25 protein-coding genes, 2 pseudogenes and 1 riboswitch are annotated in these 24,955 nt (G+C 51.0%); of the genes and pseudogenes, 21 read left to right on the plus strand and 6 right to left on the minus strand.

All coding sequences use genetic code 11. The features are described 5' to 3' along the window. Positions 1-124: 124 nt before the first annotated feature. The 6 genes from TPH_RS03130 to TPH_RS03145 all read left to right on the plus strand — a co-directional run bounded on the left by TPH_RS03130 (position 125) and on the right by TPH_RS03145 (position 3,566). Positions 125-709 carry an RNA polymerase sigma factor gene (locus TPH_RS03130; protein ID WP_015049772.1) on the plus strand — a complete coding sequence of 195 codons (585 nt, stop codon included), beginning with the start codon at positions 125-127 and terminating at the stop codon, positions 707-709. Continuing rightward, on the plus strand, positions 672-1,418 hold the full coding sequence (locus TPH_RS03135) for a DUF4367 domain-containing protein (RefSeq protein ID WP_015049773.1): 747 nt from the start codon (positions 672-674) through the stop codon (positions 1,416-1,418). Before TPH_RS03130 ends, TPH_RS03135 begins: the two co-directional genes overlap by 38 nt. Before the next feature lie 330 nt (positions 1,419-1,748). Continuing rightward, entirely contained in the window at positions 1,749-2,087 is a 339-nt protein-coding gene (locus tag TPH_RS14635) for a hypothetical protein (protein WP_236608815.1), read from the plus strand. 9 nt (positions 2,088-2,096) lie between these two features. Then, positions 2,097-2,363, plus strand: a complete 267-nt coding sequence (locus TPH_RS03140; RefSeq protein ID WP_015049774.1) for a hypothetical protein — start codon at positions 2,097-2,099, stop codon at positions 2,361-2,363. A gap of 101 nt (positions 2,364-2,464) precedes the next feature. Continuing rightward, complete coding sequence (locus TPH_RS14640) at positions 2,465-2,647, plus strand: cyclic lactone autoinducer peptide (RefSeq protein ID WP_081578709.1); 183 nt, start codon at positions 2,465-2,467, stop codon at positions 2,645-2,647. A gap of 109 nt (positions 2,648-2,756) precedes the next feature. Next, the gene (locus tag TPH_RS03145; RefSeq protein ID WP_015049775.1) at positions 2,757-3,566 is read left to right on the plus strand and encodes a hypothetical protein; all 810 of its coding nucleotides are present in this window, start codon (positions 2,757-2,759) and stop codon (positions 3,564-3,566) included. A gap of 308 nt (positions 3,567-3,874) precedes the next feature. On the opposite strand, the gene TPH_RS03155 is transcribed toward TPH_RS03145, so the two are convergent. Continuing rightward, on the minus strand, positions 3,875-4,291 hold the full coding sequence (locus tag TPH_RS03155) for a type II toxin-antitoxin system VapC family toxin (protein WP_015049777.1): 417 nt from the start codon (positions 4,289-4,291) through the stop codon (positions 3,875-3,877). Continuing rightward, entirely contained in the window at positions 4,288-4,512 is a 225-nt protein-coding gene (locus tag TPH_RS03160) for a hypothetical protein (protein ID WP_015049778.1), read from the minus strand. Before TPH_RS03160 ends, TPH_RS03155 begins: the two co-directional genes overlap by 4 nt. Before the next feature lie 726 nt (positions 4,513-5,238). On the opposite strand from TPH_RS03160, the gene TPH_RS14650 reads away from it, so the two are divergent. After that, a complete protein-coding gene (locus TPH_RS14650; RefSeq protein ID WP_236608850.1) occupies positions 5,239-5,712 on the plus strand; it encodes an RNA polymerase sigma factor in 474 nt (157 codons plus the stop codon). Continuing rightward, complete coding sequence (locus TPH_RS03170) at positions 5,675-6,421, plus strand: DUF4367 domain-containing protein (RefSeq protein ID WP_015049773.1); 747 nt, start codon at positions 5,675-5,677, stop codon at positions 6,419-6,421. Before TPH_RS14650 ends, TPH_RS03170 begins: the two co-directional genes overlap by 38 nt. Before the next feature lie 514 nt (positions 6,422-6,935). Here TPH_RS03170 and TPH_RS03175 read toward each other — a convergent pair. Beyond that, on the minus strand, positions 6,936-8,180 hold the full coding sequence (locus tag TPH_RS03175) for an IS110 family RNA-guided transposase (protein WP_015049780.1): 1,245 nt from the start codon (positions 8,178-8,180) through the stop codon (positions 6,936-6,938). Positions 8,181-8,359: 179 nt separating this feature from the next. Here TPH_RS03175 and TPH_RS15345 point away from each other — a divergent pair, with 179 nt between their 5' ends. Next, positions 8,360-8,839, plus strand: coding sequence for a hypothetical protein (locus TPH_RS15345; protein WP_155990789.1), 480 nt, complete (start codon positions 8,360-8,362; stop codon positions 8,837-8,839). Positions 8,840-9,043: 204 nt separating this feature from the next. Here the strand turns inward: TPH_RS15345 and TPH_RS03185 are convergent. Further along, positions 9,044-10,486, minus strand: a pseudogene (locus tag TPH_RS03185) (ISLre2-like element ISTph1 family transposase). A gap of 248 nt (positions 10,487-10,734) precedes the next feature. On the opposite strand from TPH_RS03185, the gene tnpA reads away from it, so the two are divergent. The 6 genes and pseudogenes from tnpA (at position 10,735) to cybH (ending at position 17,911) form a co-directional block, all read left to right on the plus strand. Further along, complete coding sequence (tnpA, locus tag TPH_RS03190) at positions 10,735-11,055, plus strand: IS66 family insertion sequence element accessory protein TnpA (protein WP_015049782.1); 321 nt, start codon at positions 10,735-10,737, stop codon at positions 11,053-11,055. After that, positions 11,049-11,405 carry an IS66 family insertion sequence element accessory protein TnpB gene (tnpB, locus tag TPH_RS03195; protein ID WP_015049783.1) on the plus strand — a complete coding sequence of 119 codons (357 nt, stop codon included), beginning with the start codon at positions 11,049-11,051 and terminating at the stop codon, positions 11,403-11,405. The genes tnpA and tnpB overlap by 7 nt, the downstream gene beginning before the upstream one ends. Before the next feature lie 105 nt (positions 11,406-11,510). After that, positions 11,511-13,017: pseudogene (gene tnpC, locus TPH_RS03205) on the plus strand (IS66 family transposase). Positions 13,018-14,317: 1,300 nt separating this feature from the next. Continuing rightward, positions 14,318-14,436: riboswitch (molybdenum cofactor riboswitch) on the plus strand. 322 nt (positions 14,437-14,758) lie between these two features. Further along, positions 14,759-15,826, plus strand: a complete 1,068-nt coding sequence (locus TPH_RS03220; protein ID WP_015049786.1) for a hydrogenase small subunit — start codon at positions 14,759-14,761, stop codon at positions 15,824-15,826. Further along, positions 15,819-17,243: a nickel-dependent hydrogenase large subunit gene (locus TPH_RS03225; protein WP_015049787.1), complete on the plus strand. Its 1,425-nt coding sequence runs from the start codon at positions 15,819-15,821 to the stop codon at positions 17,241-17,243. The genes TPH_RS03220 and TPH_RS03225 overlap by 8 nt, the downstream gene beginning before the upstream one ends. 11 nt (positions 17,244-17,254) lie before the next feature. After that, positions 17,255-17,911, plus strand: coding sequence for a Ni/Fe-hydrogenase, b-type cytochrome subunit (gene cybH / locus TPH_RS03230; RefSeq protein WP_015049788.1), 657 nt, complete (start codon positions 17,255-17,257; stop codon positions 17,909-17,911). An 88-nt stretch (positions 17,912-17,999) separates the two neighbouring features. Here cybH and TPH_RS03235 read toward each other — a convergent pair whose 3' ends face one another. Beyond that, positions 18,000-18,761 carry a carbon-nitrogen hydrolase family protein gene (locus TPH_RS03235; RefSeq protein ID WP_015049789.1) on the minus strand — a complete coding sequence of 254 codons (762 nt, stop codon included), beginning with the start codon at positions 18,759-18,761 and terminating at the stop codon, positions 18,000-18,002. A 273-nt stretch (positions 18,762-19,034) separates the two neighbouring features. Between TPH_RS03235 and TPH_RS03240 the strand changes: the two genes are divergently transcribed. The 3 genes from TPH_RS03240 to TPH_RS03250 all read left to right on the plus strand — a co-directional run bounded on the left by TPH_RS03240 (position 19,035) and on the right by TPH_RS03250 (position 21,143). Next, positions 19,035-19,763: an N-acetylmuramoyl-L-alanine amidase family protein gene (locus TPH_RS03240; protein WP_015049790.1), complete on the plus strand. Its 729-nt coding sequence runs from the start codon at positions 19,035-19,037 to the stop codon at positions 19,761-19,763. Between the two features lie 147 nt (positions 19,764-19,910). Beyond that, entirely contained in the window at positions 19,911-20,429 is a 519-nt protein-coding gene (locus TPH_RS16435) for a DUF134 domain-containing protein (RefSeq protein WP_049886069.1), read from the plus strand. 60 nt (positions 20,430-20,489) lie between these two features. After that, positions 20,490-21,143 (plus strand): queuosine precursor transporter, encoded by a 654-nt coding sequence (locus tag TPH_RS03250; RefSeq protein ID WP_015049792.1) that lies wholly within the window; start codon positions 20,490-20,492, stop codon positions 21,141-21,143. Between the two features lie 163 nt (positions 21,144-21,306). Here TPH_RS03250 and TPH_RS03255 read toward each other — a convergent pair whose 3' ends face one another. Further along, positions 21,307-21,570: a DUF3243 domain-containing protein gene (locus tag TPH_RS03255; protein WP_015049793.1), complete on the minus strand. Its 264-nt coding sequence runs from the start codon at positions 21,568-21,570 to the stop codon at positions 21,307-21,309. A 268-nt stretch (positions 21,571-21,838) separates the two neighbouring features. Here TPH_RS03255 and TPH_RS03260 point away from each other — a divergent pair, with 268 nt between their 5' ends. The 3 genes from TPH_RS03260 (at position 21,839) to hpf (ending at position 24,720) form a co-directional block, all read left to right on the plus strand. After that, positions 21,839-23,443, plus strand: a complete 1,605-nt coding sequence (locus tag TPH_RS03260; RefSeq protein WP_015049795.1) for a Na/Pi cotransporter family protein — start codon at positions 21,839-21,841, stop codon at positions 23,441-23,443. 379 nt (positions 23,444-23,822) lie between these two features. After that, positions 23,823-24,020 carry a cold-shock protein gene (locus TPH_RS03265; RefSeq protein ID WP_015049796.1) on the plus strand — a complete coding sequence of 66 codons (198 nt, stop codon included), beginning with the start codon at positions 23,823-23,825 and terminating at the stop codon, positions 24,018-24,020. A gap of 166 nt (positions 24,021-24,186) precedes the next feature. Continuing rightward, positions 24,187-24,720, plus strand: coding sequence for a ribosome hibernation-promoting factor, HPF/YfiA family (gene hpf / locus TPH_RS03270; protein WP_015049797.1), 534 nt, complete (start codon positions 24,187-24,189; stop codon positions 24,718-24,720). The last annotated feature ends 235 nt before the right edge of the window (positions 24,721-24,955 follow it).

Raw genomic sequence — 24,955 nt, forward strand, 5'->3', positions numbered from 1 at the left:
CTGATGTCGATCCCCGGAGGTGGATATTATACGAAAACTTAACAAAAACTTAACATTTTCACTCGATCTAAAAGCCATCTTCAAACGTCTATATTATAGAAGCATGATAAAGGGAGCCTACGCCGTGTCTTTTGTAAGATTACTCAGGGGATTATTTAACAAGGGAGAACCGTGCACTCCCGGGGTTATCGAGCTCCTCTACCGGTGGTACGGACGGTCGGTCTACTACGCTTCTTATTATGTCCTCCACGATCAGTACCTTGCCGAAGACATCACCCAGGAGGTTTTTCTTACCGCTCTAAACAAGCTGGATACCCTGCGAGACCCGACAAAAGTCGAGGCCTGGCTGATTAGAACCGCCATCAACCGGTCGTGCGATTGGCTCCGGAAAAATCGCCCTATGGTAACGCTGGACGAGGTTGCAGATAAGCAGGAGGAGGATGTGGTACTGGACCGCATCCTGGAGAGAGAGAACAAGAAAGAAATCCTCGAAGCTCTCTCCCTGCTGCCTACACTAAACCAGGAGGTCGCCTATTACAGGTTTTACCGCGGGATGAATTGTCGAGAAATATCGGAGGTCCTGGAGATTCCCGAAGGAACGGTTAAATCCCGCCTGAAAAGGGCGCTGGAGCTTGTTGCCGATTATCTCAAAAAGGAGGCCAGCAAAGAGAATGTTCCAGGAAAAGAAACCGGAAAAAATGATCGCTGATGCCGTCAAAGCCCGCATCCTTGCCGCCCCTCCCCCGGATCTGGAACGCATCTGGGCAGGCATTAACCGGAAAATCCGCAGGCAACGCGCCATTGAGGCGGGCAAAAGGGTCCTTGCCCTCGCCGCGGTACTCCTTCTTTTCGCAGGGTTCTATTCCATATTTCACCCCGAGCCGGTACGGGCTATCGGTAAAAAGGTCTGGTACAGCTTCGGCACCATCTTTCGAGGGCATATCGGAAACGTCACTATGTCCTATACGGACAGCCTGGGGCCGAACCCCCCGGAACAGCCGTGCAACGTGTCGCCGCAGCTGGAACAATCCCTGGCGGCGGTAGCAGCAAAGTGCCCCTTTAAATTATTGGTTCCGGGTTATTTGCCTCATGGATTTACCTTATCCCAGGTCAAATATTATCCCGAAGGCAAAGGGTTCGCCATGGTTGAACTCTACTACACAGCAGGGGAGAAGTGGCTGCTCATTGTTCAATGGAAGGCGGAGAACCAGGGCATCGGCTACTCTTTCGACACCGATGATACGGTGGTCAGCGATGTTACCGTACGAGGCAATCCCGGAAAATTGTATTACAGGCAGAGCAACGGCGGCTACAGCCAGCTTACGTGGGCCGAGGGGGATCGCAATTACAGGATAGGAGGTGCAATTAGTCCATCGGAAATTGAGCGTGTCGCCTCATCCCTCCGCGAGCTGAACTAATAAACGGGAGGTCACCATCTCCGGCGGCTACAATGCCACTGCCTACAACACCGTTTCCGTCACAGGGAAACACAACCTGACCGTAACCCCGGGGTATTACTACAGAACCATGGCCAGGCAGCAGTGCTACAACGACGGCAGCTACGACCCCGCCTCACCTGCGGTTTCCACATCCGGTTATATCTACGTGTATTAAGGCTTTACCGAAGTGACGATTCCGGGAGGTGAGAAAAAAATAATTTCGTTTGTATTCTTTGTCTAAAAGAACGGCCTCTCGCTGAACCGGCAGGCCGTAAACCAACGGTTCAACCAGGGGTGAGTACCCTTCCTTTGCAGAGCAAAGGCGCCATTATAACTGATTTCAACGTTACAGGAAGCATTTGGAGCGGGAGTTCGTTGGCGGTAAGAGTCAAAGTTACCGATACTACTAATGGTCAAACCATAACAAGAACCATTTTCAATCCCACTTCCGGATATTTTGATAACCAGCGTGTAACTTCCACAGAACAGTTTTATCTATATGCGGGGCATAGGTATTCGTTTATGTTTGAAACCGAAACTAATGCAGGTGCTGTTATCTCCGCTACAATGACTGATTTTTACTCTAAAGAATTCGATGGCACTCAGAGAAAAATTGTCTTTAATTCGATGGGTTTATATCGCAACTAAGGAGGAAAGATGGATTATAAGATTTTTTTAGGCCTATTGTTATTAGCTGGTTTAGTCTACTATTTCCGTCAAGCTTTTACTTCACAAAAAAATAAAGCCAGAATCGTTGACCTGCTGGTGGTAGGCATCATACTCTTTACGAGTCCAAAAATCCATGTTCATATTAAAACCGACCCCCTAATGATTGCCGGAATATTGGTATTTGCTTACGCATGGGGAATCTTAATTATTGAAAAATTCTGGGAAGGCTATAAAGGAAATGAGAAAAATCGATAAGGAGGGGGCCAGCAACCCCCTCCTCTTCTACCCCCGTATGTAACGTTCAGTATACGATGATTTACTCTGCCCGACGGATTGGTGTCTAATTTCTAGGGTACATTCAACTGCTCCTACTCGGAGCAGCAACAGAAGTTAGCACCACTTGCTGGTTCCACTGGTATCAGCCGAAACTGCCAGAAAAGGGATGGCCGTTATTCTTGTGGGGTTATAAAATGAACAGCCTGCGGCGAACCGGCAGGCCGTCAACCAACCCTCACAGGAGGGAAGTACCCTTCGGGTAAAAGTCGTTACTCTGTTTGCTTTACCTTCTTCTAGCTGGTATCCCTTTTTGTGGGATAAGAGTACATTTACACCTTGGTTCTGAGATATCAATCAAAAGGGGGAAGACTTATGCATAACATAAATCCCAGGTTGAAATTCTGGAACAAGTACTTTGCTGCCGCCGTTTTAACTGTACTCCTGGCCGGAATGTCGATAGCAATTTACCCGGAAAAGAAGAATCTTCGGGCTCAAGAGTATTCAACTACGCAAGACGCCTTGCAATGCACGGGGAAGTTCATCCGCTCTCATAAGGACTTGCTTCATAGGGCTGCACAGAGTTTAAAGAATTTTGAACAGCCGGAAGATCAGATTGTCGCCTGGATAGAAGGAATACCCCTTACCGTTGGGGAACTGGAATTTCGGGATGGATTACGTAAATCTATCAATCCTTCGTCTTATAGTCAGGTGGCTTTTAACATCCTAGCTGAAGAAAAGATACTCCTCAACGAAGCTGTAAAAAGAAATGTGATCCCCACTTCCAAGGAGATTAATGAATTTCTGGCAAAGGAAAAGGAAGAGTATGGGTCTAATCCGGATTACCGCTCCGATGTTGACCTCCTGATCAAGGAGTGGGGAATTTCCGAAGCTGAGTACTGGGAAGATTACGAGTGGTATAATGCTTTCCGCATCATCATGATCGATAAACTATATAAAGACGTGATTAAAGAAGCGGTAACAGCCGGGTTGCTTCCAAAAGAGGACAATTTAAAAAACAGTGACATTTCAATTGCCACCGCTGTGCAACAAAAACAGAAAGCAAAAGAATCCTACTGGAATCGGTTTAAACTGGAACTCAAAAGAGGAGCAAAAGTTCGGGTTAATAAGGATTTGCCTTCTCTTGAACTAAAACTTGATCCAGAGAAGTGGTATTTATCATAAAAAAGAGTGGAAATGGCTTATAAAAAAAGATTCAGGGGAGTCTCGCCCTCCCCTTTCTTTGAAAGTGTTAAAGAAATGCTGACGAATATCATCAGGTTGCAGTGGGGGTATTGGAGGGTTCTTGATCTCGTTGACTACTTCCTCCATTCGTTTCAATTGCTGCATCTCCCGAAGGATTTCACGGATCTGCCGGTAACTGTCTTCATCATTATGTCCCAGTGGATGAAATTACTTGGTGCCTGAGGTACTCTCCGTTAACATAATAATTGTGTACCACCTGCATGGATCGGAGATCCCTGACTTTAAAATTACCTTATCCAGTGGAACGCGATATCTTCCCTGGTAGCAATAAGGTTGAACTCGTGGTGATCTGCAGTTACAAGGCTGGCACCGCGGACTTTTGCTTCCGCGGCCGCTATTGAGTCTGCTAAAGACAACCTGTAAGTCGCTTTCAACCTGCCGGCCTCCAGAAAAACCTCCTGGGTAATCTCAGTGACTTCGGTAACAGGTAGTGCCCGTATTTTTCCCAATACCTGTTCACTTGTCTCCGGGCCTACTTCGCGATAGATACCGTAGTAAACCTCCAGCAGGTTTAACCGGTGCAGAAACAAATTGGGCTCCTGACGATTAGACTTCCGCAGCAGTTCTTCCACAACATCCGCACCAGCTTCGTCGTTCAGAAAGGCGATGAGGGCACAGGCATCAAGCACATAATAATCGCTCATGTTTCCAGATCCTTTTCCAATTGCTTGGACTGCAGGTATTTTTCTACGTTAAAGCCTTTTCCCTTCAAAATCCCCCGTGCCTCACGAATTGGATCTTCCACGGGTTTGAGAAGAAATCCCTCGCGCACCTCCACAATGGTTACTCGCTTACCTTTCAGTTTTCGCGCTACCTCTGCCGGTAAATTCAGTTCGTCCGCATTCACTTCAGGGGTTAGCAACACCTTCACCTCCAGTATAGAGACGGGCCAGTTCTTTGAGTCATTCCTTTGAAATAGTATCTGTTGACAATTGTTCTTGAACGGTTATCTTTATTTGCAATATCGGCCTTGCCAGAATTTTGCTCTTCCCCGGTAGTAACACTGCTTTTTGTAAAATTATACCACAAAGAACGACCTGTTCTCAACCATTGCTGGCGGTTCGTCCGTGTCAAGATTTAGTAAGCGCTATGTTGTGCCGGTTTTGCCATTCTATGGTTTCTAATCGCTTTGCCTCTCCTGTATTCACAATCCCTTCCCAGTTCTCTCTAAGATAACGCAACAGTGGAGGAGTCTCTCCTTCCGCTTACCTTTCACTTTCTTAGCCGCTTCTGTTATTACTCCCTGGGTCTCTCTCCCCAGTCTCCCTCAGATATCGCTGCGCAGGCTTTTTTGTAGGCCTTTTCGTCATGGCTGAGGGCTTCGATCAGACGCTTGTTTAATTGATTTTTCGCTAAGGTCAGGCAGCCGACCGGCTCTTATAACGGCACAGTCCAATGCTGCCTGTTATCCTCTATCAAAACCGTCTTCACAGCGGATTCGGATACGCGAAGCTCCCGCAGTTTTTCCGGTGATAAACTTCATAAGTTGCTATTCGATGATCTATCTGGACAGGCTGGCTGCTACAGAAAAAAATTAACAAAATCTTAACATTTCCGGTCGATCCAAAAGCCCTCTTCAAACGTCTATATTATAGAGCATGATCACGATCAGTACCTTGCCGAAGACGTCACCCAGGAGGTTTTTCTTACCGCTCTAAACAAGCTGGATACCCTGCGAGACCCGACAAAAGTCGAGGCCTGGCTGATTAGAACCGCCATCAACCGGTCGTGCGATTGGCTCCGGAAAAATCGCCCTATGTTAGCGCTGGACGAGGTTGCAGATAAGCAGGAGGAGGATGTGGTACTGGACCGCATCCTGGAGAGAGAGAACAAGAAAGAAATCCTCGAAGCTCTCTCCCTGCTGCCTACACTAAACCAGGAGGTCGCCTATTACAGGTTTTACCGCGGGATGAATTGTCGAGAAATATCGGAGGTCCTGGAGATTCCCGAAGGAACGGTTAAATCCCGCCTGAAAAGGGCGCTGGAGCTTGTTGCCGATTATCTCAAAAAGGAGGCCAGCAAAGAGAATGTTCCAGGAAAAGAAACCGGAAAAAATGATCGCTGATGCCGTCAAAGCCCGCATCCTTGCCGCCCCTCCCCCGGATCTGGAACGCATCTGGGCAGGCATTAACCGGAAAATCCGCAGGCAACGCGCCATTGAGGCGGGCAAAAGGGTCCTTGCCCTCGCCGCGGTACTCCTTCTTTTCGCAGGGTTCTATTCCATATTTCACCCCGAGCCGGTACGGGCTATCGGTAAAAAGGTCTGGTACAGCTTCGGCACCATCTTTCGAGGGCATATCGGAAACGTCACTATGTCCTATACGGACAGCCTGGGGCCGAACCCCCCGGAACAGCCGTGCAACGTGTCGCCGCAGCTGGAACAATCCCTGGCGGCGGTAGCAGCAAAGTGCCCCTTTAAATTATTGGTTCCGGGTTATTTGCCTCATGGATTTACCTTATCCCAGGTCAAATATTATCCCGAAGGCAAAGGGTTCGCCATGGTTGAACTCTACTACACAGCAGGGGAGAAGTGGCTGCTCATTGTTCAATGGAAGGCGGAGAACCAGGGCATCGGCTACTCTTTCGACACCGATGATACGGTGGTCAGCGATGTTACCGTACGAGGCAATCCCGGAAAATTGTATTACAGGCAGAGCAACGGCGGCTACAGCCAGCTTACGTGGGCCGAGGGGGATCGCAATTACAGGATAGGAGGTGCAATTAGTCCATCGGAAATTGAGCGTGTCGCCTCATCCCTCCGCGAGCTGAACTAATAAACGGGAGGTCACCATCTCCGGCGGCTACAATGCCACTGCCTACAACACCGTTTCCGTCACAGGGAAACACAACTTGACCGGGGTACCCTTCCTTTGCAGAGCAAAGGCGCAGTCAATTTGATTATGTTCTTGTTTAATTATTTTCTCCTGAGGGAGGTGGAAGATATAAAAACCTAGCAGGATGCGGTAATGAAGATACGGGAAAATTACTAACTTACTAAAGAGGAAAATATACCAAAAGCCTTACGGTAATATGTCAAGATCCAAGGACCAAAATTTCTAAGAAAATTTTCTAAAAAAGCGCATACCAAACCAAGCTTGTTTCCAGAGGTAAATGGAAAAAAGCAACATAAATGGTTCATCGGTTGAGAGACAATAGTCAGGTGGTGATATGAATGCTGCTCCACGCACTGTAGCGTCTTATCCGTTGTGGTCTTTCGGGATAAACCCTACTGGACGGTCGATACGGTATTATGAAGCGTTGCTATTAGCAGAAGAGCCACCCGACAGACTAAACCTTAACCACCTTTCTCTGCCCCTGGGGCACGTATAGTTGGTTGCTGCGTAGCAGAGCATCAACCACCCGCACGAGTTTACGTGCGGTCAGAACCAAAGCACGGCGATGGTGGTGAGTGGAACTCTCTTTAAACTTACGGGCATAGAACTCGGCAAACCTGGGGTCCCATTTACGCACGCTGTCGGCGGCCATTACAAAGTAATAGCGCAGGTACACATTGCCGGTTTTCGTAAGCGGCGTGTCATCGGCTTCAAACTCGCCTGACTGGTGTTTCCGCCAGGTGAGGCCGGCAAACTTGGCGACTGCCTTCTCGTTGTCGAACCGGTGGATGTCGCCGATCTCGGCGATTATTCCGGCGGTACAGACAGGCCCCATGCCCGGCATCGACTGCAGAGTGTTCGGAAAGTGTGACAGTTCTTTCTCAATCGCCTTGTCAATACTCTTGACCTGCTGTTCCAGGGTGCGGATGGTCTGCAAACTGGTGGCCAGGATCAGGTTCACCGGCTCCAGGAGGCTTCCGTGCAGCCTGTAAGCGCAGGCTGCGGCATGCTTTAAGGCCTTGGCCGTAGCTTCGGGGTTGGAGAAATGACTCTTCCCCTTCTCCATCAGGAAGTCAATCAACTCATCAAGCGGTCGTGCCGCAATCTCTTCCGGAGAAAGGAACTCGGTCAGGATCGCCTCCGAGGTGGCCCCGAAGATGTCGCTCAGCACCTTGTCCTGGCAGATGGTATTGAACTTCAGGAACAGGTTGGTCAGGAAGTAGTTCTTCTCCCGAGTGATGGTCTGGATCAGGTGGTAACGGAACCTGGTCAGCCGCTGGAGGGGCAGGTAGCGGAAGTCCACCTGGCAGCTCTCGGGCAGCCGCCCGAACCTTAGCCGGTCGGCGATCACCAGGCAGTCGAACCAGTCATCCTTTGGAATATCGACGTACTGTTTTCTGAAGTTGGCGATCACCTTGGGATTGAAGACGTACACCTGGGGGTGGAAGGAAGCCAGCAAAGGCTCACCGGCCAGGCGCATCTGCAGGTGCCAGCCATAGACAGAGGTGGACTCCATGCCGATCCGCAGGGAATCAACTTCGTTGGCGCCGCAGATCTCCACCAGGTACTTAACAAAGGACTCTGCACCCGGATCGTCGTTCTTGCAGCGAATGCGCTTGGCGATCTCCTCGCCCTCGGCGTCGAACATCCGGGCCTTGAAATCTTTCATGCTGACATCGATACCGACAAACAGTTTCATCAGTTTCACCCCCTCCCAAGGAGGAATTGTGCAAGATTATGCGGGGTCCCAGGCACCATAACCGGTCAACAGCCTCGCCGGAAACAACGCTTTCCTGTCAGGACCTTGTTCTATCCAACCTGCTACCATTGGACAGGATCTTGACAAGTTGCGCAACTTACGTGTCAGGGGTACAGGTTATGGGCTGGGGGTCAGGCTTTCTAAGAGGTCGGACCTCAAGGAGGACAACACCTACCCAGAACATAATCTCACGACTACATTTTGCCTGGAACACCGCCAAAAGTGAATACCCAATTTCCAGTTGTCAAGGAGCATTTTTGATCCAAGCCGGGCTTCTTTTAAGGGCTAGATCAATTGGTGTTACAAAAACTATCTTACGAGGAGGAAGGAATATGTTGCGAAAAATTGGTAATAAGAGAATTTTTTCAGTAATGCAGATTATCTTGTTTATTTATATGGCTGTGTTCGTTTATGGAATAGGGATAAAAGCAAAAGTTGCTGAAGCTCTGGATAATAACACAAAATACCGGGGATATATTGAGAACCATATTAAGCAATGGGTGAATAATAACTACTCGTACTATTATAACGTAAATGAGGTCGATGTAGATGTCGAAGCTTTTTCAGTGTCCATGTCAAGATCCAGTAGGTATTTTTAATAAAATTTTTCCCCTTAAGAGACCTCGACGTTCAAAACCTTAAGCTTCAAAGCAATGGCTTTGACCTTGAATTTAACTGAAGATTGTTGAGATAAACTTGACAACCAGGTAGCTAGGAGGAACAGACAACAATAACACGTTACCCCCTCGCAAAACATTTAACACATGCAGAGACCAAGCTATCAGTGCTACTCGGGAAACCGGTTAGCAAATAAGAGCAGCAAATTCCGGCCGGGTCAGTTCCCGTAAAACATGTTTTATCCAGGGACGATCCGCAAAAGGCCCTTTTAATGCCGGTATTGTCGCCTGCAGCCATTCCCCTATTTCTCCGGCTTTTTGTTTTTCTACCGACTTTTCTACTGGTTTTATCTGCGCTATCTCCTTCAGCTTTCCATGTTCCACTGGCCAGCGCGAAGCATAATTGCTAAGCTCTCCGTTTGCTTTGGCAGCCAGAAGCCGGGCCATCCGGTCTCCTCCGGTTGTGGTCCACTTGGCCCCCAGGCGTTTCATCCGCCGTGCTACGTTGTGCTGAATCTGCCCTTCGATGGTTCCTAAACGTTTTGCTCCTGCCGAGTTAATAATCCCCGTCCAGTTCTCTTCAAGATAATGCAATAGCTTGATGAGCCTCTTTTTCCGGTTGCCTCTGGTTTTTTTGATTGCTTCTGTGAGTATTGCTTGGGTTTCCTGCCAGTTGCTATGAGAGATGGCTGCGCCTACTTTCTGAAAGGTTTCTTCGTCATACCAGAGGGCTTCGGTTAAATGCCTGTTTAGATGGTATGGGTCTAAGCAGTATACAGCACCGGGGAAGTATTCCAGCCCCTCTTTGATCCATTTTGCTCCATCGCCACCTATGTAGATCTCTTTGATCTGTTCTAAATCCCATTTCCCCCCAGCCCGAGCATAGCTCTCTTCCCAGGCCACTTGTCCTTCACTTAGGGTGCTTACAACAAGCTTGTTTTGCAGGGCAAAGCGGTTCCGGCTAACTTGTTTCTTCCCTTCGTAGGTTACTATGTGTTTGATTTCTCCTCGCTTCTCTTTTTCCCGTTGCAGATTGACTATCACTCCATCACCTTCAATATGCAACTCCCCAACCACTTCTTTCCCACCTGGTGCTCCTCCGTCTTCAAATACCGCCGCTCTCTTCTCTTCCCCTTCTCACTGCAGTATTTCGCCTGCTTCTTGGGTGATATGCCAGATGGTCATGGTGCTTAATTTAGGTACAAGATAACTCAATATCTCCGCTGCCCGGCCAAAGGAAAGTTCGGTGCTTAGTTTGATTGCCAACTCTTTGAGGTAAGGAGTAACCCTGGCCCGCTCCGGCCAGCCCAGCAGTTCGTCTAAAAAGAATTTGGTTTCCCCGGTTTCTTTGTTCCTGTACAGGCGCCTTTTTAAGGGAAATTCCCCAAAGGTGCTGATGGCTGTTTTTGTCCGAAAACCGACAACCTCCCAGATGCTCCGGTCTCGTTCATTCATCAGACGGGTATCGATCTTTTCTAATGCCCAGGTGAAAATCTGGTTACACACGTCCTGGCAGAGTTCGTGAACCCCTTTCTCAAGCTCAGAGAAGTCTTCGCACTCTCCAATTAATTTGACTAAACCTTTGACAAAAAGAAGGACTGCCCCCACTATGTGGCGAATATCTAACATGAGACCTCACACTCCTTTTTGGGGTGATAGATTTTGGGTGCCGAGGTCTCTTTTCTTTTTAAGAAGCCGATCCCCTTCTTTTACCTACTGAAATTTTACATGGCCTTTTTCAGTTAATGAAGATAAAATCGAGGGCATTGCAAAAGTGTGCGTAAATAAGTAAGCGTCAAATACAACCCACCTTGGCACAGTGCTCGAGATTAAGGGATAATCTTCCTCAGAAAACGAACTGAGGAGGATTTCCCCTTATGACCAGAGCCGAATTACAAAAACTTTGGGAAGCTCGCATAGCCGAATACAGGGAAAGCGGGCAAAGCGTTAAAGAATGGTGCGCCTCCCACGAAGGCATTAACCCCAGGCAGTTATGGTACTGGCTGCGGAAGTTTAAGAACCAGACCCCGGCTCCTCCGGAGATTTCCAACCGGTGGCTGTCGGTAGAAATAAGCGAGGAAGATTCCCTAGAACAGGCCCTACTGGTCAAAATAGGACCGGCCAGCATCGAGGTAAGACCCGGCTTTGACCCGGCCTTACTCACCAAGGTAGTTCAGGTGCTGATGGCGTTATGCTAAACGAAGCTGGTATCGACCGGGTTTACCTCGCCTGCGGAGCAACAGACCTGCGCAAATCTATTGACGGCCTGGCGGTACTGGTCAAGGAAGGCTTCGAATTAGACCCTTTTTCTTCTTGCCTCTTTGTCTTCTGCAACCGTAAGAGGGACAAACTGAAGATCCTCCACTGGGAGCACAACGGGTTTTGGCTTTATTACCGCCGGCTGGAGAAGGGCAAATTCATATGGCCTCAAGATACCACTTCTTCAACCATCACCATCAGCCGCCGGGAGCTGCGCTGGCTGCTTGACGGCCTCCCCCTAAACCAGCCTAAAGCCCACCCCGAGGTAAAAGCACGCACCATCTTGTAAAAGAAATCACTAGAAAGAAATATTTTTTGTCTGTGGTTGATTCTAGAGGAATTCGACACGATTCGTCGAATCCTTAAAGCATGAACACTCCAATCTATCGCCACCATGACTATAGAAGAGCTGCGAGAGCGATGTGTCCACCTGGAACAACAAAACGCCGAACTGACCGCTAAATTAAACTGGTTTATGGAGCAGTTCCGTTTAAGCAAGAAACGGCAATTCGGTTCTTCCAGCGAACGCTTTTTAACGAAGCGGAAGTGGAAGCCCGGCCGGAGGAAGCGGAGCCGGATTTGGAGACCATCACCTACCAGCGCCGCAAAACACGTACCCGCCGGGAGATGAACCTGGAAAAACTGCCGGTAGAAATAGTAGAGCACCGTCTGCCCGAAGAGGAGCGGGTCTGCCCGTGCTGCGGTGGCCCTTTACATGAAATGAGCACTGAGGTGCGGCAAGAGCTCAAAATCATCCCGGCCCAGGTGAAAGTGGTTAAGCACGTGCGCTACGTCTATTCCTGCCGCCGCTGCGAGAAAGAAGAAATAACCACTCCTGTTATCACGGCGCCTATGCTTGCTCCTGTACTTCCGGGAAGTCCTCCCTCATGGCCTACATTATGACCCAGAAATACGGGGCAGGATTGCCCCTCTACCGCCAGGAGCAGCAGTTTAAAAGTTTGGGGATAGACCTTTCCCGGCAGACCATGGCCAACTGGGTGCTTCATGGAGCTAACACCTACTTAACCCTTATTTACGACCGTCTTCATGAACACCTCCTCAAAAGAGACATTCTCCATGCCGACGAAACCACATTACAGGTACTTCATGAACCGGGAAGGGAGCCTACCACCAAATCATTCCTCTGGCTTTACCGTAGCGGGTGGGACGGTCCCCCGATTATCCTTTACGACTACCAGACCACCCGGGCCGGCAAACACCCCCGCCGGTTCCTGGCAGGTTTTAAGGGCTATTTGCATGTTGACGGCTATGACGGCTACAATGGACTTTCCGGGGTCACCCTGGTGGGCTGCTGGGCCCATGCCCGGCGCAAGTTTGACGAAGCTTTAAAAGCCCTGCCGCAAGATAAAAGAAACAAAGCAGTGGCTGCCCGGGAGGGGCTGGAGTTCTGCAACAGGCTTTTTGCCATAGAGCGCGAGCTTAAAGACAAAACCCCGGAGGAACGATATCAAATACGGCAGGGGCGCAGCCGGCCCGTGCTGGAGGACTTTTTGGCATGGCTGAAGAAGCAGAAAGCGAAAGTGTTGCCCAAAAGTACCTTTGGGCAGGCGGTTTACTATTGCCTGGGCCAATGGGATAAGCTAACGGCCTTTTTACAAGACGGGCGTTTGGAAATTGATAACAACCGCAGCGAGCGTTCTATAAAACCCTTTGTTATTGGCCGCAAGAACTGGCTATTTGCCAACACCCCTCGGGGTGCGAGGGCCAGCGCTATTGTCTACAGTATCATAGAAACGGCCAAGGAGAATGGGTTAAACCCCTTCCACTATCTCACTTACCTCTTCGAAAAACTTCCCAACCTGGACCCCCAGGATGAAGAGGCGTTGGACCGGCTCCTCCCCTGGTCCGAAACCTTACCCCCTACCTGCCGGATGAATTAATTGGAATGCTTAAGCCCCCACCTCAAACACAAGGTGGGGGTTATTTTACGCTTACTTTTAGGCGCACAGTATTTATTAATAAAGCTACAACAAGAAACTGCTACAACATTTAAACCAACAAGATATTTGGTAATATCCTTTATTCTATATTTAGTACTTGGGCGCTTTGATTGGAATAGAAAACATAATAAATAACATAAAAAAAAGAAGGCCGATGGCGTTTAAATATGGAGAGACAAAGTATTATTGGACTCCCAGCACTGATGCTTTCTTTAACGCCTGTATATATTAAGTTTCAAAAAGTTTTTCATATACCTATCAGCGAATTAAACCAGGCATATACCATTTTTAGGTTAATTTTAGGTTATGTAATAACAACAAGTTTCTATAAGAAGCCATTTATTCAACAGTCTCCATAAAGGAGCTAGTTTACCTCCTCGCAGATGTTCCGGGTACCAGCCGAATTTTGTTAAATAGCAGCGAATTCTGAAAATCCACGCTGGCAACACTCTTTTTGTTCCAGAGTTTTTGGTCACATGAATATCAAAAAAAGACAGTTCTCTATCGGGAACTGTTTTTTTTGTGCGCCCGGCATGTCTGCTGAGCCAGTGGGTTGAAAGAGTCCCATGCCACCTAACCAGCAGAAAAGCAATCGAAGGCAAGGGGGTTTCCTTCCTTGCCGTTTTTGCCTAATTCGGAGCCACCTTCCTGGAAGGGGCTTGTCATTCTGTCCTTAAGGCCTCTTGGCGCCATCCTTTTTGACCGATGTCTGGTTGAAGATGCATTTTCGAAAAAACGGCGTCCTGTTTTGAGACGCAGCTTCGGCGGAGGAGTGCATTTTCGCAGCGACATTGCCGTTCTGACGGCAATGAAAGTTTTTGCTGAAACCTGGCATTCTTTTTGCATATGGAGCTGATGGCGGTAGTCGTTGCATTGAGTTTTTATATAGGGAAATCTGATGCGGTGGTGATGGAGAGTAAAGTGGGCTATCGGTTCACACCAGAGAAGGGAAGGGTTAGGCGGCACTGATTAATGGTACCTGGCAAAAGACCGGCGAGCAAGGGGGCAACATAAATATAAGATGCTGCTGATAATGCCGGTTAATCTGGTTAATTGAGTTTGAAAGCAGGCCTCTCTGGGTGGGCTTTATGGGGGCGAGAAGAATCTACTGGGATGGGAATTACAGCACTTGTTGCCAGATAAAGTATTCTGTATACAGGGTGCGCTCCCGGAAGGATTTGCTCTACCGATGTAGTATTATTAACAGACGGGATTAATTATCATTACTCGCATGATGTGCGTTAATTACGTTCCCCGAATTCATTTGCCTGTGGCTTTGGCTATGGCGGGTGAGTCGGTAGGGTTCGTCCGGAAACGGGTAGGCCTCCCGTTGCGGAAAGGGTGAACAGGATAATGCTATTAACTGATAAGTTTGGGGGGCCGGCTATTCCTGGGGGATATCCGGCTCTTTGGCTGATAAACCTTCCCGGCTTTTTCGAGAGGCCTGCCGCAAAATCTGCAAAATCATAGAGAAAAAAATTTGCGGCGGGCAGCATAAGGGTGCAGTAAAGAGAAGAAACCTGCACCGGTGGTTTGTCATTACGCCTCTACCGCATTACTGCCCGCTGCTTTTTTATTCAGAAAAAACATTCTACTCCGGCGTGTTAAGGGGAAGGGGGGATAAGTTTCTGTTAATGGTCTTGTTTTCGTTAGATAAAAGATTCAACAAGGAGGGATTAATATGAGAGAGATCAACCGCCGCGAATTTTTAAAGCTCTGCGCCGGTTCGGTGGCGGCCGCGGGGCTCAGCCAGTTGCTACTGCCGGAGCTGGCTAGATCCTTGCCTGCGGCGGGGAACCCTCCGGTGATCTGGATTCAGGGTGCGAGCTGTACCGGATGCTCCATTTCACTGCTGAATTCTACTCAGCCGGGGGTTAAGGAAATCCTGACAGAAGTCATTGATCTCAAGTTCCATCCCAACATTTCTGCAGCTGCCGGTGAACTGGCGATGAGGGTGATCGATGATACAAAAGAAGCTGGCAACTATTACCTGGTTGTGGAAGGAGCCGTTCCCACCAAGGACGGAGGGATCTACTGCACTGTAGGGGAAAGAGATGGAAAAGAGATCACCTTTTTGGAGAGAGTAAAGGAACTGGGAGCCGAAGCTTCTGCCGTTTTGGCCGTTGGGACCTGTGCGGCTTTTGGGGGGATCCCCGCTGCCAAGCCCAATCCTACCGGGTGTAAGGGCGTGCGGGATGTTTTCAAGGAGGCCGGAATCAGCACCCAGGTGATCAACGTGGCCGGATGCCCACCGCATCCCGACTGGGTGGTGGGTACGCTGGCACACCTGTTGCTGTTTAAAGAGGCGCCTGAGCTGGATGACTTCGGGAGGCCAAAAGTATTCTTCGGGAAGTGCGTCCACGACAACTGCCCGCGGCGGCAGTATTTCGACAACAGCATATTTGCTAAAAACTTCAGCGAGCCGGGCTGCCTGCTGGAGCTCGGCTGCAAGGGGCCGCAGGCCCACTGCGACAGCTTCGACAGGATGTGGAACGGTGGGGTCAGCTGGTGCCTGAAAGCGGGGGCGCCCTGCACTGCCTGTACGGAAAAGGGATTCCCCGGCTGTGCCGTTCCCTTCTATGAGAGGATGGAACCCATTCATCTGCCCAACATCAACGCCACCGCTGACGCCGTAGGCGGCGCCCTGGGGGTGGCCGTGGCGGCGGGGATAGGCGCCCATCTCATAGGCAATATAGCCAAAGGCAGGATCGGGAAAAAAGAGGAGGGGCAGGTGAAGGAAAATGCCTAAAGTCATCGTCGACCCGGTAACGAGGATCGAGGGGCACCTGAAGATCGAAGTGGAGGTTGAGGGAGGAAAAGTAACCGAAGCTAAAAGCAGCGGCACGCTTTTCCGCGGGGTGGAGCTGATCCTGCGCGGTCACGACCCCAGGGACGCCCAGGAGATCGTCCAGAGGATCTGCGGAGTCTGCCCCATCGGCCACGCCACGGCAGCCACCCTGGCCCTTGACGATGCTTTCGGGATCAAACCGCCTGGCAATGGAAGAATAATCCGTAACCTGATCCTGGGGGCCAACTACATCCAATCCCACATACTGCATTTTTACCATCTGGCAGCACTGGACTACGTAAAGGCCCCGGACAACATTCTGCCGCTGGCTCCCCGCTACGAGGGGGATTACCGGCTTCCGGAAGCAGTGAACAGCGCCGCGGTCAATCACTACCTGCAGGCTCTGGAAATGCGCAAAAAAGCGCATGAAATGCTGGCCATCTTCGGGGGGAGAGCACCCGGACAGCGCGCCATCGTTCCGGGAGGCGTCACCGAAACGGTAGATGCCCAAAAGATCATCAATTTCAAGTTCCGGCTGGCGGAGCTGACATCTTTTATCGAGAACGTCTATGTGCCCGACGTCTTGGCGATTGCCGAAGTCTATCAGGACTGGCTGGAGATAGGCAAGGGCTGTGGGAACATGCTGGCCTACGGCGCCTTCCCCGTGGATGACGACGGTGAGCTCTTCTTCAAGCGCGGCCGCTACACCGAAGGTGTTGACGGGGAAGTTGACCCCGACAAGATCACCGAGGACGTCAAATACTCCTGGTATGAGGATGACACCGGGGGTAAGAAGCCCACGGAAAGCGTGATTACCCCGGCACCGAAGAAAGAAGGGGCTTACTCCTGGATGAAGGCGCCGCGCTATGACGGCAAGGTCCATGAAGTGGGGCCGCTCGCCCGGATGTGGGTTGCCGGAGACCCAGAGATTAGAAGTTTAGGGGAAAAGGCCTTCTCCGTGATGGGACGCCATGCCGCCAGAGCTCTGGAGTGCAAAAAACTGGCCCATGCCATGGCCGGCTGGCTTGAGCAGCTGCAGCCGGGTGAACCGACCTGCACTCCCCACGAAGTACCCCGGGAAGCGGAAGGTGTCGGCCTTACCGAAGCAGCAAGGGGTGCCCTCGGGCACTGGATCAAGATCAAAGGCGGGCGCATCGAAAAGTACAACGCCGTTGTGCCGACTACCTGGAACGGAGGGCCGCGTGACGAGAAGGGGCAGCCGGGGCCAATTGAACAGGCGCTGGTGGGGACGCCCGTTAAGGACCCCAACAACCCGATCGAACTGGTGCGCGTGGTGCGCTCCTTTGACCCCTGCCTTGCCTGTGCAGTGCATGTGATTACCCCGGACCGGGATGTTCGCAAGTTCCGGGTCTACTAGGGGGGAAGACAATGAAGAGAATGGTTTATCGGCATACGCTGGCGGTCAGGTTCTTTCACTGGTGGAACTGCATCTCTATCTTCATGCTGCTGGCCACCGGGTTTTATATCCATACGCCTGATGGGTTCTGGTCGTACATTTTTCCATCTATGAATGTGGCCCGCAAGCTCCACTTCATCTTTATGTACACGGTTATTGCCGGATTGGTGGGAAGGCTCTACTACGCCTTCGTGAGCGGTGATTACAGGAACTTCAAGCCGCGCTTTGCGGATATTCCCAACATGTTTAAACTGATGAAGTACTACCTCTTCCTGAGCGATGAGCTTCCCGACTGGGGGGAAAAATATAACCCCGGCCAGAAGATGATGTACGCCGGTTTCGTCCCTCTTCTGCTCATCCAGATCATCACCGGCTTCATCCTCTACATGCCGACGACGTTGAACAGCTGGGCCTACTGGGTAGGAGGGGCAAACATCATCCGCATTATCCACTACGCCGTTGCCTGGATCTTCGTCTACTGCGTGGCGGCGCACATCTACCTGGATTTCAGCGAGGGGATAGCCAATATCAAAGGGATGATCACCGGTTACAGGCCTGCAGATTTTCACGAGAAGCATCGAAAGAAAAGCGTTTCCCCTGCCGGAAGGGGAAAGGCCGTCGAGGGTTGAGGTTGATAGCCGCCGACGGAAATGCCCGCCTGAGGAGGCGGGCATTTTCTGATCGCGGCTTCTTTTCCGGGCCAATTCTTTCTGCTCATTAAACAGCCCGCTCATCACCGGGAGCTAATTGGGGGTGCTCGCCGGGGATGTCACAGGTAATTAAGGTTTCCGAGGCTTCGTCGGCGAGGGCAACGAGCGCTCCCTCCGGGTCGGCGATCAGGCTGTTGCCCAGGCTGATGAGGCCGATGTGGCTGCCTACGGCATTGGCCAGAAGAACGTAACAGTGATTCTCCACCGCCCTGGCTATGGGTAGCGCCCGGTTTTTGGTTAGTTTCCAGCGGGCCTCTGCCGGATTATAATAATGGGCGGAAAGGATGAAGAGGGCGCTCGTCCCTTCGGGGCAGCTGCTTCTGGCCAGTTCGGGGTAGTTCTGGTCGCGGCAGATGATCACCCCGAATCTATGCCCGTTATAGGTGAAGGACAGGGGTTGGGTGCCGGGGGTGAAGAATTTCTCCTCGGCAGCGGTCAGGTGGATTTTGTAGTAGGTGTATTTGACCCCGTCGGGCAGAATCACGGAAGCAGCGTTGTACATTTTCCTGTCTTTAAATTCTGCTCTTCCTATAATAAGGCCGATTTTTAATTTCTCTACCTGGCTTCCGATCAGCTCCAGAGCACGCCCCAGTTCCTCCTCGATGCCAGGCTGTCCCAGGGTTTTCTTGTCGTATCCCGTTAGACACATTTCCGGAAAAACCAGTAGGTCGACCCCCTTGAGCCTGGCCTCTTCAGCCGTGCGAAGGATGGTGGAGGTGTTTGTGGCGACGCTGTTTGTGATGAACATCTGAGCGGCACCTAGCCTCAAAGTCATTCGCCTCCAAGGTATATATTTCCTGTACTATCTTACAACGCCCCTCCTACGGTTGACAAGCGGCCTCAAGTGGAAGCGGCCGGAAGCCGCAAAGGATCTGCGTCTCCTGCAGCGAAATCAAAAGGGGGGTAGATCTGCAGCGGCCGCGAGCAGGGGGACGGTGAGCCGAGGTTTCACGGCGGCCTTTCCTTTGAGAAAATGGCGGGGACAGTTTCCGAGCTGCTCCGCAGCAGGCAAAAGACAGACTGCGCTAGAGGAGGTATTGCTGTGAGGATTGTCATCGATCCCGGGCATGGAGGAGCCGACAGCGGAGCGGTCGGCCCGGGTGGCACGAGGGAGAAGGATGTCAATTTGGCCGTGGCTAAGCTGTTCTTCAGATATCTGGAGCCGGTTGCCAATGTCAGATTGACCAGAAGGGATGACCGCCATCTTGGAGAGAGTGAATCCGCCGACCTGGTGGAGCGGGTGAGGATTGCCGAGACCTGGCGGGCATCTTACTTTATCTCTCTCCACTGCAATGCCGCCGCAGAAGGAGCGCGCGGCGTGGAGACCTATGCCTATAAACCGGGGGGAGAGGGGGAGCGCCTGGCCAGGGCGATCCAGAAGGGGCTTGTTGAGGCAACCGGTTTCCCTGACAGAGGGGTTAAATTCGCTGACTATTACGTCCTGCGCAAGACCAGTATGCCTGCCGTCCTGGTAGAAATGGGTTTTATCAGCAATCCCGAAGAGGAAAGGCTGCTGGGCGACCCGGCCTTTCAAGACCGCCTGGCCTGGGCGATGGCCCGGAGCACCGCCGGCTTTTTGGGATATCAGATCCCGCCGCCACCGCCGGTTAAGGGATATCCGCTGGTTCACGTCAGCGTCCGCGGCAGGATGATCACCGGTATTATCCTGGAGAACAGGACATTCGTCTGGATTGACGACGTTGCGAAGGCTTACGGGGATAGGACCCGCTGGGATCCCCAGGAGAGAAAGGTGTATGTAGAAGGGCCGTAGAAGTGGTAAAATAGGTTTGGCAGCGTTCCTTATTGCGAAAATCGGTGGATGTAGGTATTTATATTGAAAGCAGCTGGGCCGTGATTTAACTAGTCGCGGGTAGTGCCAGAAACGAATTAAGGGCTTTGCTCTCTACTCCTGGGGGTGATGAACATTCCGAGAAAGAGAAAAAAATGTCTGGTGGGCTATTTCCCCCCGGCCAGTTACTACAAACCGGCGGGAGTTCCTCTGCGGGAACTGGATGAGGTAAAGATATCTGTAGAGGAGTTTGAAGCCCTTCGCCTGAAGGATCTGGAGGGAATGGATCAGGAGCAGTGCGCCGAAAGGATGGGAATTGCCCGGACGACGTTCCAGCGTATTTTATATGCTGCCAGATCGAAGATCGCCGGGGCTCTGGTGGAAGGAAAAGCGATCCGCATTGAGGGCGGCGAATACATCATGCAGTCACGGCCGTTCAAGTGCGTCCGGTGCGGCCGTGAATTTGAGGTGCCCCGCGCTGCTGCCTGGGTGGAGGGAGAAGGGTATTGTCCCAGGTGCAGCGAGGAGTATGATCATAGCTGGGGCGGCCCGGGGCACGGAGGAAGGCACCGTTTTCGTGGAAGGTGCCGGCGCAATGGCGGCGGTGGGGCGCTGGAGAGCAACGGAATTGAAGAGGATAAGGAGTGAGAATTTTTTCTACCTGCTGCCGTTGCAGGTGTATTTTGGTGGTGGAAAGGGGAAATCGGGATGAGCAAACGAGAGATCGTGGCCGTATCCTTCGTGGCAGCGCTTTTGATCAGCAATACCCTGGCGGCGAAATTGATCGCTGCCGGTCCCTTCGTTCTCCCTGCGGCGGTTGTGGTCTATCCCTTCTGCTTCATGTTGGGGGACGTTCTCACAGAAGTGTGGGGCTTCCGCTATGCCAGGAAGGTTATTTACGCCGGGTTCCTGGCAAATCTGGGGATGGTGGTTTTCACGTATTTAGGCGGCCTTCTTCCCTCTGCTCCGGTCTGGCCGCACCAGGAAGCTTACATGGCGATTTTTGGCTTCGTTCCGAGGATTGTGGCGGGGAGCTTCATCGCCTATATGGCAGGGGAGCTGCTGAACAGCTGGTCACTGGAAAGAATTAGGGCCTTGACGGGAATCAGGCTCCTCTTCGTCAGAACGATAGGTTCTACCCTTGTGGGGCAGATTGTCGATACGGGTATTTTTATAACCATTGCTTTTGCCGGGACGGTTCCGAATTCCGTTTTGATCAGTATGATCCTGGCCCAGTATGCCGTGAAGGTTCTTTTTGAAGCATTGGGGGGAACCCCTCTGGCCTACATACTGGTAAACTGGGCACGGGATGACAAAACCGGTTACGCTCCACGCTTGATGATGAGGGGACAGGAGTACTAGGAGTTGCATTTTTCGCCTGCTCAGCCGGCAAGGAGTCTGTTCTCTGCAGAGCGCCACGGGTGGGGATGAATCGAGAGGGAGCAGCCCCGGGAGTTGTCCCCCGGAGCTTGATCTTAGGAAAGGTGACAAGGCAATCGGTTGTGGCAGGCTGGAGTTAAAGGGTTTATAGCACTTTATTCTTTTTATAAGACCGGACCATCTTAACCATCATGCTGGCCAGGCTCTGGCGCTCCTGTTCGCTGCCGTGCTCCCAGAGAGCTTTGAGCACTTTGTTTTCCGGGGCGTCCGGGACGACGTTAGCAGCCAGATAGTCCCCGAAAACTTTTGCGGAGTTCTCGATCTGGGCATGTGACAGCCCGATTTTTTCTGCAGTATCGAGAGCGGTGGAGAGGGTATCTATCCACTGGTCGAAGGTTCGGATATCCATGAAGAGACCTCCTCGGAAATATTTTGCGTGAAAGCCTGCCTTTTATATCTTTTCAGCTGCTGGCGGGATTTATGCAGAGCCGGGCTGCAGCAGGGCGCTGATGCAGGGCATTTATTATGAAACGCAGTCGCACGGCCGGGAAGGGCGGTATTCCGGGAGAACAGCTGACAGTTTTCTGGTTGACGAACTTATTTTTGCCGAAAGGGAAAAGCGGTAGGATGTCAAAAATAGAACAGTTGGTTATTGATACGCAAAAGGGGGAGCTCTCTTGCTGACAATTATCTTTGGCGTCTTGGGCGGGCTGGCTTTATTTCTGTTCGGTATGAAAATAATGGGGGAGGGGCTGCAGAGAGTCGCCGGCGACAAAATCCGCAGGGTGCTGGAACGGGTCACCAGGTTTCCTGTTGTTGCAGTAGCCCTCGGCGCCGTTACCACGGCTACCATTCAGAGCAGCAGCGCCACGACCGTTCTGGTTGTTGGCTTCGTCAATGCCGGTTTGATGACCTTAAAGCAGGCCATCGGCATCATCATGGGGGCGAATATTGGCACGACGATAACCGCCCAGGTGATAGCCTTTAAGTTGACGGACTACATGTTTCCCATCATTGCGGTAGGGTTTGGCATCTATTTTTTCAGCAAAAGGCGCCTCTACCACTACATCGGGCAGTTTATAATGGGGCTGGGTATCCTTTTTCTCGGCCTGGCGGTAATGTCGGAGATGGTAGCGCCCTTAAAAAACAGCCCGGGCTTTTTGGAGCTTATAGCAAATTTTTCTAGATACCCTCTCCTCGGGGTTCTCGTCGGGATACTGACCACCTGCATCGTTCAGAGCAGTTCGGCGACGATCGCCATGCTGATCGCCCTTGCCAGCGAAGGGATAATGCCTTTCTCAGCAGCGATACCCGTGCTCTTCGGGGACAACATCGGCACCTGCATAACTGCCGTCCTGTCCAGCATCGGCACCAATCTCAACGCCAAAAGGGCGGCTTTGTCCCACGTGATGTTCAATGTCATGGGGACGATCATTTTCTTAACGTTTCTCCCCTGGTTTAAAGAATTCGTCTATCTCATTTCCCCGGATCAGCCGGCGCGGCTCATCGCCAATGCCCACACCTCTTTCAACACCTTGAATACTCTTCTCTTCCTTCCTTTTGTCGGTGCTTTCGCCAGGTTTATCGAATTTATCCTTCCCGGCACCGTCAGAATCGAGGAAAAAGGACCCATTTATCTGGATGAGAGGATGATGGATTCTCCCGCCGTCGCCCTTTCCCTGGCTACTAAAGAAATCATCAGAATGGCGAAAATTGCGGGGAGAAGCCTGGAAGCCGCCATGAACGGATTCTACGAAAAGAATGAAAAACTGCTGGAATCGGCCTTCAAGGACGAAGAAGTGGTGGACGAGCTGGAGCGGGCGATTACCTTTTATCTGGCCAAACTGTCTCAAAAGGGCATGACTGCTGCTCTTTCGGGGAGGCATACAGGGCTACTGCATGTGGTCAACGACTTTGAAAGGGTGGGTGATCACGCTGAGAACATCGCCGAACTGGCCAGGGCGCGCATCGAGGAGAACCTGCCTTACAGTGATTTTGCCCTCAAGGAGCTGAAAGACATGTATCAACTCGTCTGCAGCTCTTATAACAACGCTCTCGAGGCTTTGCAAAATGAAGATAAAAAGAAAGCGCGTCTGGTGATCGAAAGCGAGCCTTTGATCGACCGGATGGAGGAGATCCTGAGAAAGAACCACCTGCACCGCCTCAACAAGGGAATCTGCTACCCGATATCCGGTGTGATCTTCCTCGATATCATCAACAACCTGGAGAGAGTGGGGGATCACGCCAATAACATCGCCCAGGTCGTTCTGGAGTATTTCTGAGGAATGTCTCTGTGTTACGACAAATGAGCTGACAGGCTTTCAATAATTATGACAAATATTTCAGCGTCCACAAAATAATCCACAGGGGATCTGGCTTAAAATGAAGGTTATGAACAGATTTATCCACATTATCCACAACTTAATGTTGATAAGAGCCAGTTTTTGGGAAGCATTTTTCGACATCCGAAATTAAAACAAAATAACCCGATGCAACCTGTTGTGTCTAAAATTATATTATTTACCATGCATGGTAATAAATACATTGCAACCGAGCAATAAATTGACAACGTCTTGCACACTGTGTTATGATAAAGACACTCGTTAAGCCTGGTTCTGCCTGCCGGCTAGCGAGATCAAATTTTAGGAGGAATGTAAAGTAATGCTAGGCAAAGTCAAGTGGTTCAACAAGGAGAAGGGGTACGGCTTCATCGAGTGTGACGAAGGTGGAGACGTATTCGTTCACTACTCGGCGATTCAAGAGGAGGGTTTCAAGACCTTGGCCGAAGGGGAGCGGGTGGAATTTGAGATCGTTCAGGGCGCCCGTGGTCCCCAGGCTTCCAAGGTCATAAAGTTATAGAGATCTCTCACCTTGATATCGGACGCTGGCAGGATGGGACCCCGAGACGAAGCGGCGGGGTCCTTTTGTTTAACAAAGCTGCCGCTGATTGATTATTTTCCTTTCGAGGGAATAATAATAAAGACAAGCAATATTTAACAAATATTCTATGGGGGTGGATGCTAAAGTGAAAATCGCCATCCGGGGAAAGAATGTTGCAGTGACCGACGGACTGAAGAGTTATCTGGAAAAAAAGTTGACCAAACTCACCCGGTATTTTGATTCCATCCAGGAGGCGCAGGTTGCGGTCTCGACGGTTGGCGAAGGTTTTGCGGTGGAAGTGACAATTCCCCTCAACGGCGGCATGATTCTGCGCGGCGAAGAAGTAAGCAGGGAGAACTTTTTTGAAGCGGTTGATCTCGTCGTCGAGAAGCTGGAGAAGCAGATTCACAAGCAGCGAACGAAGCTGTACCGCAAGTTCCGCAACCAGGGGCTGAAGGATCTGATTGCGTCGATGGGGGAAAACGAGAAAAGAGAGGAGCCGGTTATCGTCAGGACGAAGCGCTTTGCCATGAAGCCGATGGCCGTCGATGAGGCGGTGCTGCAGATGAATTTGCTCGGACATGACTTTTTCGTTTTCACCAATTCTGAGACGGGACAGGTAAACGTTATCTACCGGAGGAAGGACGGCAATCTCGGCCTGATCGAGCCGGAGATGTAGTGAGTTCCATCAGGTTGATAGATAAAGGCAGCCGTAGTGGCTGCCTTTATGCGTGTTTGCCCGGCATGTTTGCTGAGCCAGTGGGTTGTAAAGTTTCTGTTGCCTGACCGGGAAAGGCCATTCTGCGGCAGGGCGTCCCGGCGACGGTAAGGTTGGCGGCCATCCTGACAGGACGAAATTGTTTGCCAGCTTTCCCGGTCGTTCTGGTTGTCAGTGGGGGTAGGAGGTGTTAAAA

Origin of the sequence: Thermacetogenium phaeum DSM 12270, assembly GCF_000305935.1 — a bacterium.
Lineage (GTDB): Bacteria > Bacillota > DSM-12270 > Thermacetogeniales > Thermacetogeniaceae > Thermacetogenium > Thermacetogenium phaeum.

Excerpts from the sequence above, each read along its gene's own strand:
- TPH_RS03145 (WP_015049775.1), top strand. The coding sequence starts at position 2,757 with ATGCATAACATAAATCCCAGGTTGAAATTCTGGAACAAGTACTTTGCT.
- TPH_RS03220 (WP_015049786.1), top strand. The coding sequence starts at position 14,759 with ATGAGAGAGATCAACCGCCGCGAATTTTTAAAGCTCTGCGCCGGTTCG.
- tnpB (WP_015049783.1), top strand. The coding sequence starts at position 11,049 with ATGCTAAACGAAGCTGGTATCGACCGGGTTTACCTCGCCTGCGGAGCA.
- TPH_RS16435 (WP_049886069.1), top strand. The coding sequence starts at position 19,911 with ATGAACATTCCGAGAAAGAGAAAAAAATGTCTGGTGGGCTATTTCCCC.
- TPH_RS03175 (WP_015049780.1), bottom strand. The coding sequence starts at position 8,180 with ATGAAACTGTTTGTCGGTATCGATGTCAGCATGAAAGATTTCAAGGCC.
- TPH_RS03170 (WP_015049773.1), top strand. The coding sequence starts at position 5,675 with ATGTTCCAGGAAAAGAAACCGGAAAAAATGATCGCTGATGCCGTCAAA.
- cybH (WP_015049788.1), top strand. The coding sequence starts at position 17,255 with ATGAAGAGAATGGTTTATCGGCATACGCTGGCGGTCAGGTTCTTTCAC.
- TPH_RS03225 (WP_015049787.1), top strand. The coding sequence starts at position 15,819 with ATGCCTAAAGTCATCGTCGACCCGGTAACGAGGATCGAGGGGCACCTG.
- TPH_RS03265 (WP_015049796.1), top strand. The coding sequence starts at position 23,823 with ATGCTAGGCAAAGTCAAGTGGTTCAACAAGGAGAAGGGGTACGGCTTC.
- TPH_RS03250 (WP_015049792.1), top strand. The coding sequence starts at position 20,490 with ATGAGCAAACGAGAGATCGTGGCCGTATCCTTCGTGGCAGCGCTTTTG.
- TPH_RS03155 (WP_015049777.1), bottom strand. The coding sequence starts at position 4,291 with ATGAGCGATTATTATGTGCTTGATGCCTGTGCCCTCATCGCCTTTCTG.
- TPH_RS03135 (WP_015049773.1), top strand. The coding sequence starts at position 672 with ATGTTCCAGGAAAAGAAACCGGAAAAAATGATCGCTGATGCCGTCAAA.
- TPH_RS03255 (WP_015049793.1), bottom strand. The coding sequence starts at position 21,570 with ATGGATATCCGAACCTTCGACCAGTGGATAGATACCCTCTCCACCGCT.
- TPH_RS03140 (WP_015049774.1), top strand. The coding sequence starts at position 2,097 with ATGGATTATAAGATTTTTTTAGGCCTATTGTTATTAGCTGGTTTAGTC.
- tnpA (WP_015049782.1), top strand. The coding sequence starts at position 10,735 with ATGACCAGAGCCGAATTACAAAAACTTTGGGAAGCTCGCATAGCCGAA.
- TPH_RS15345 (WP_155990789.1), top strand. The coding sequence starts at position 8,360 with ATGGGCTGGGGGTCAGGCTTTCTAAGAGGTCGGACCTCAAGGAGGACA.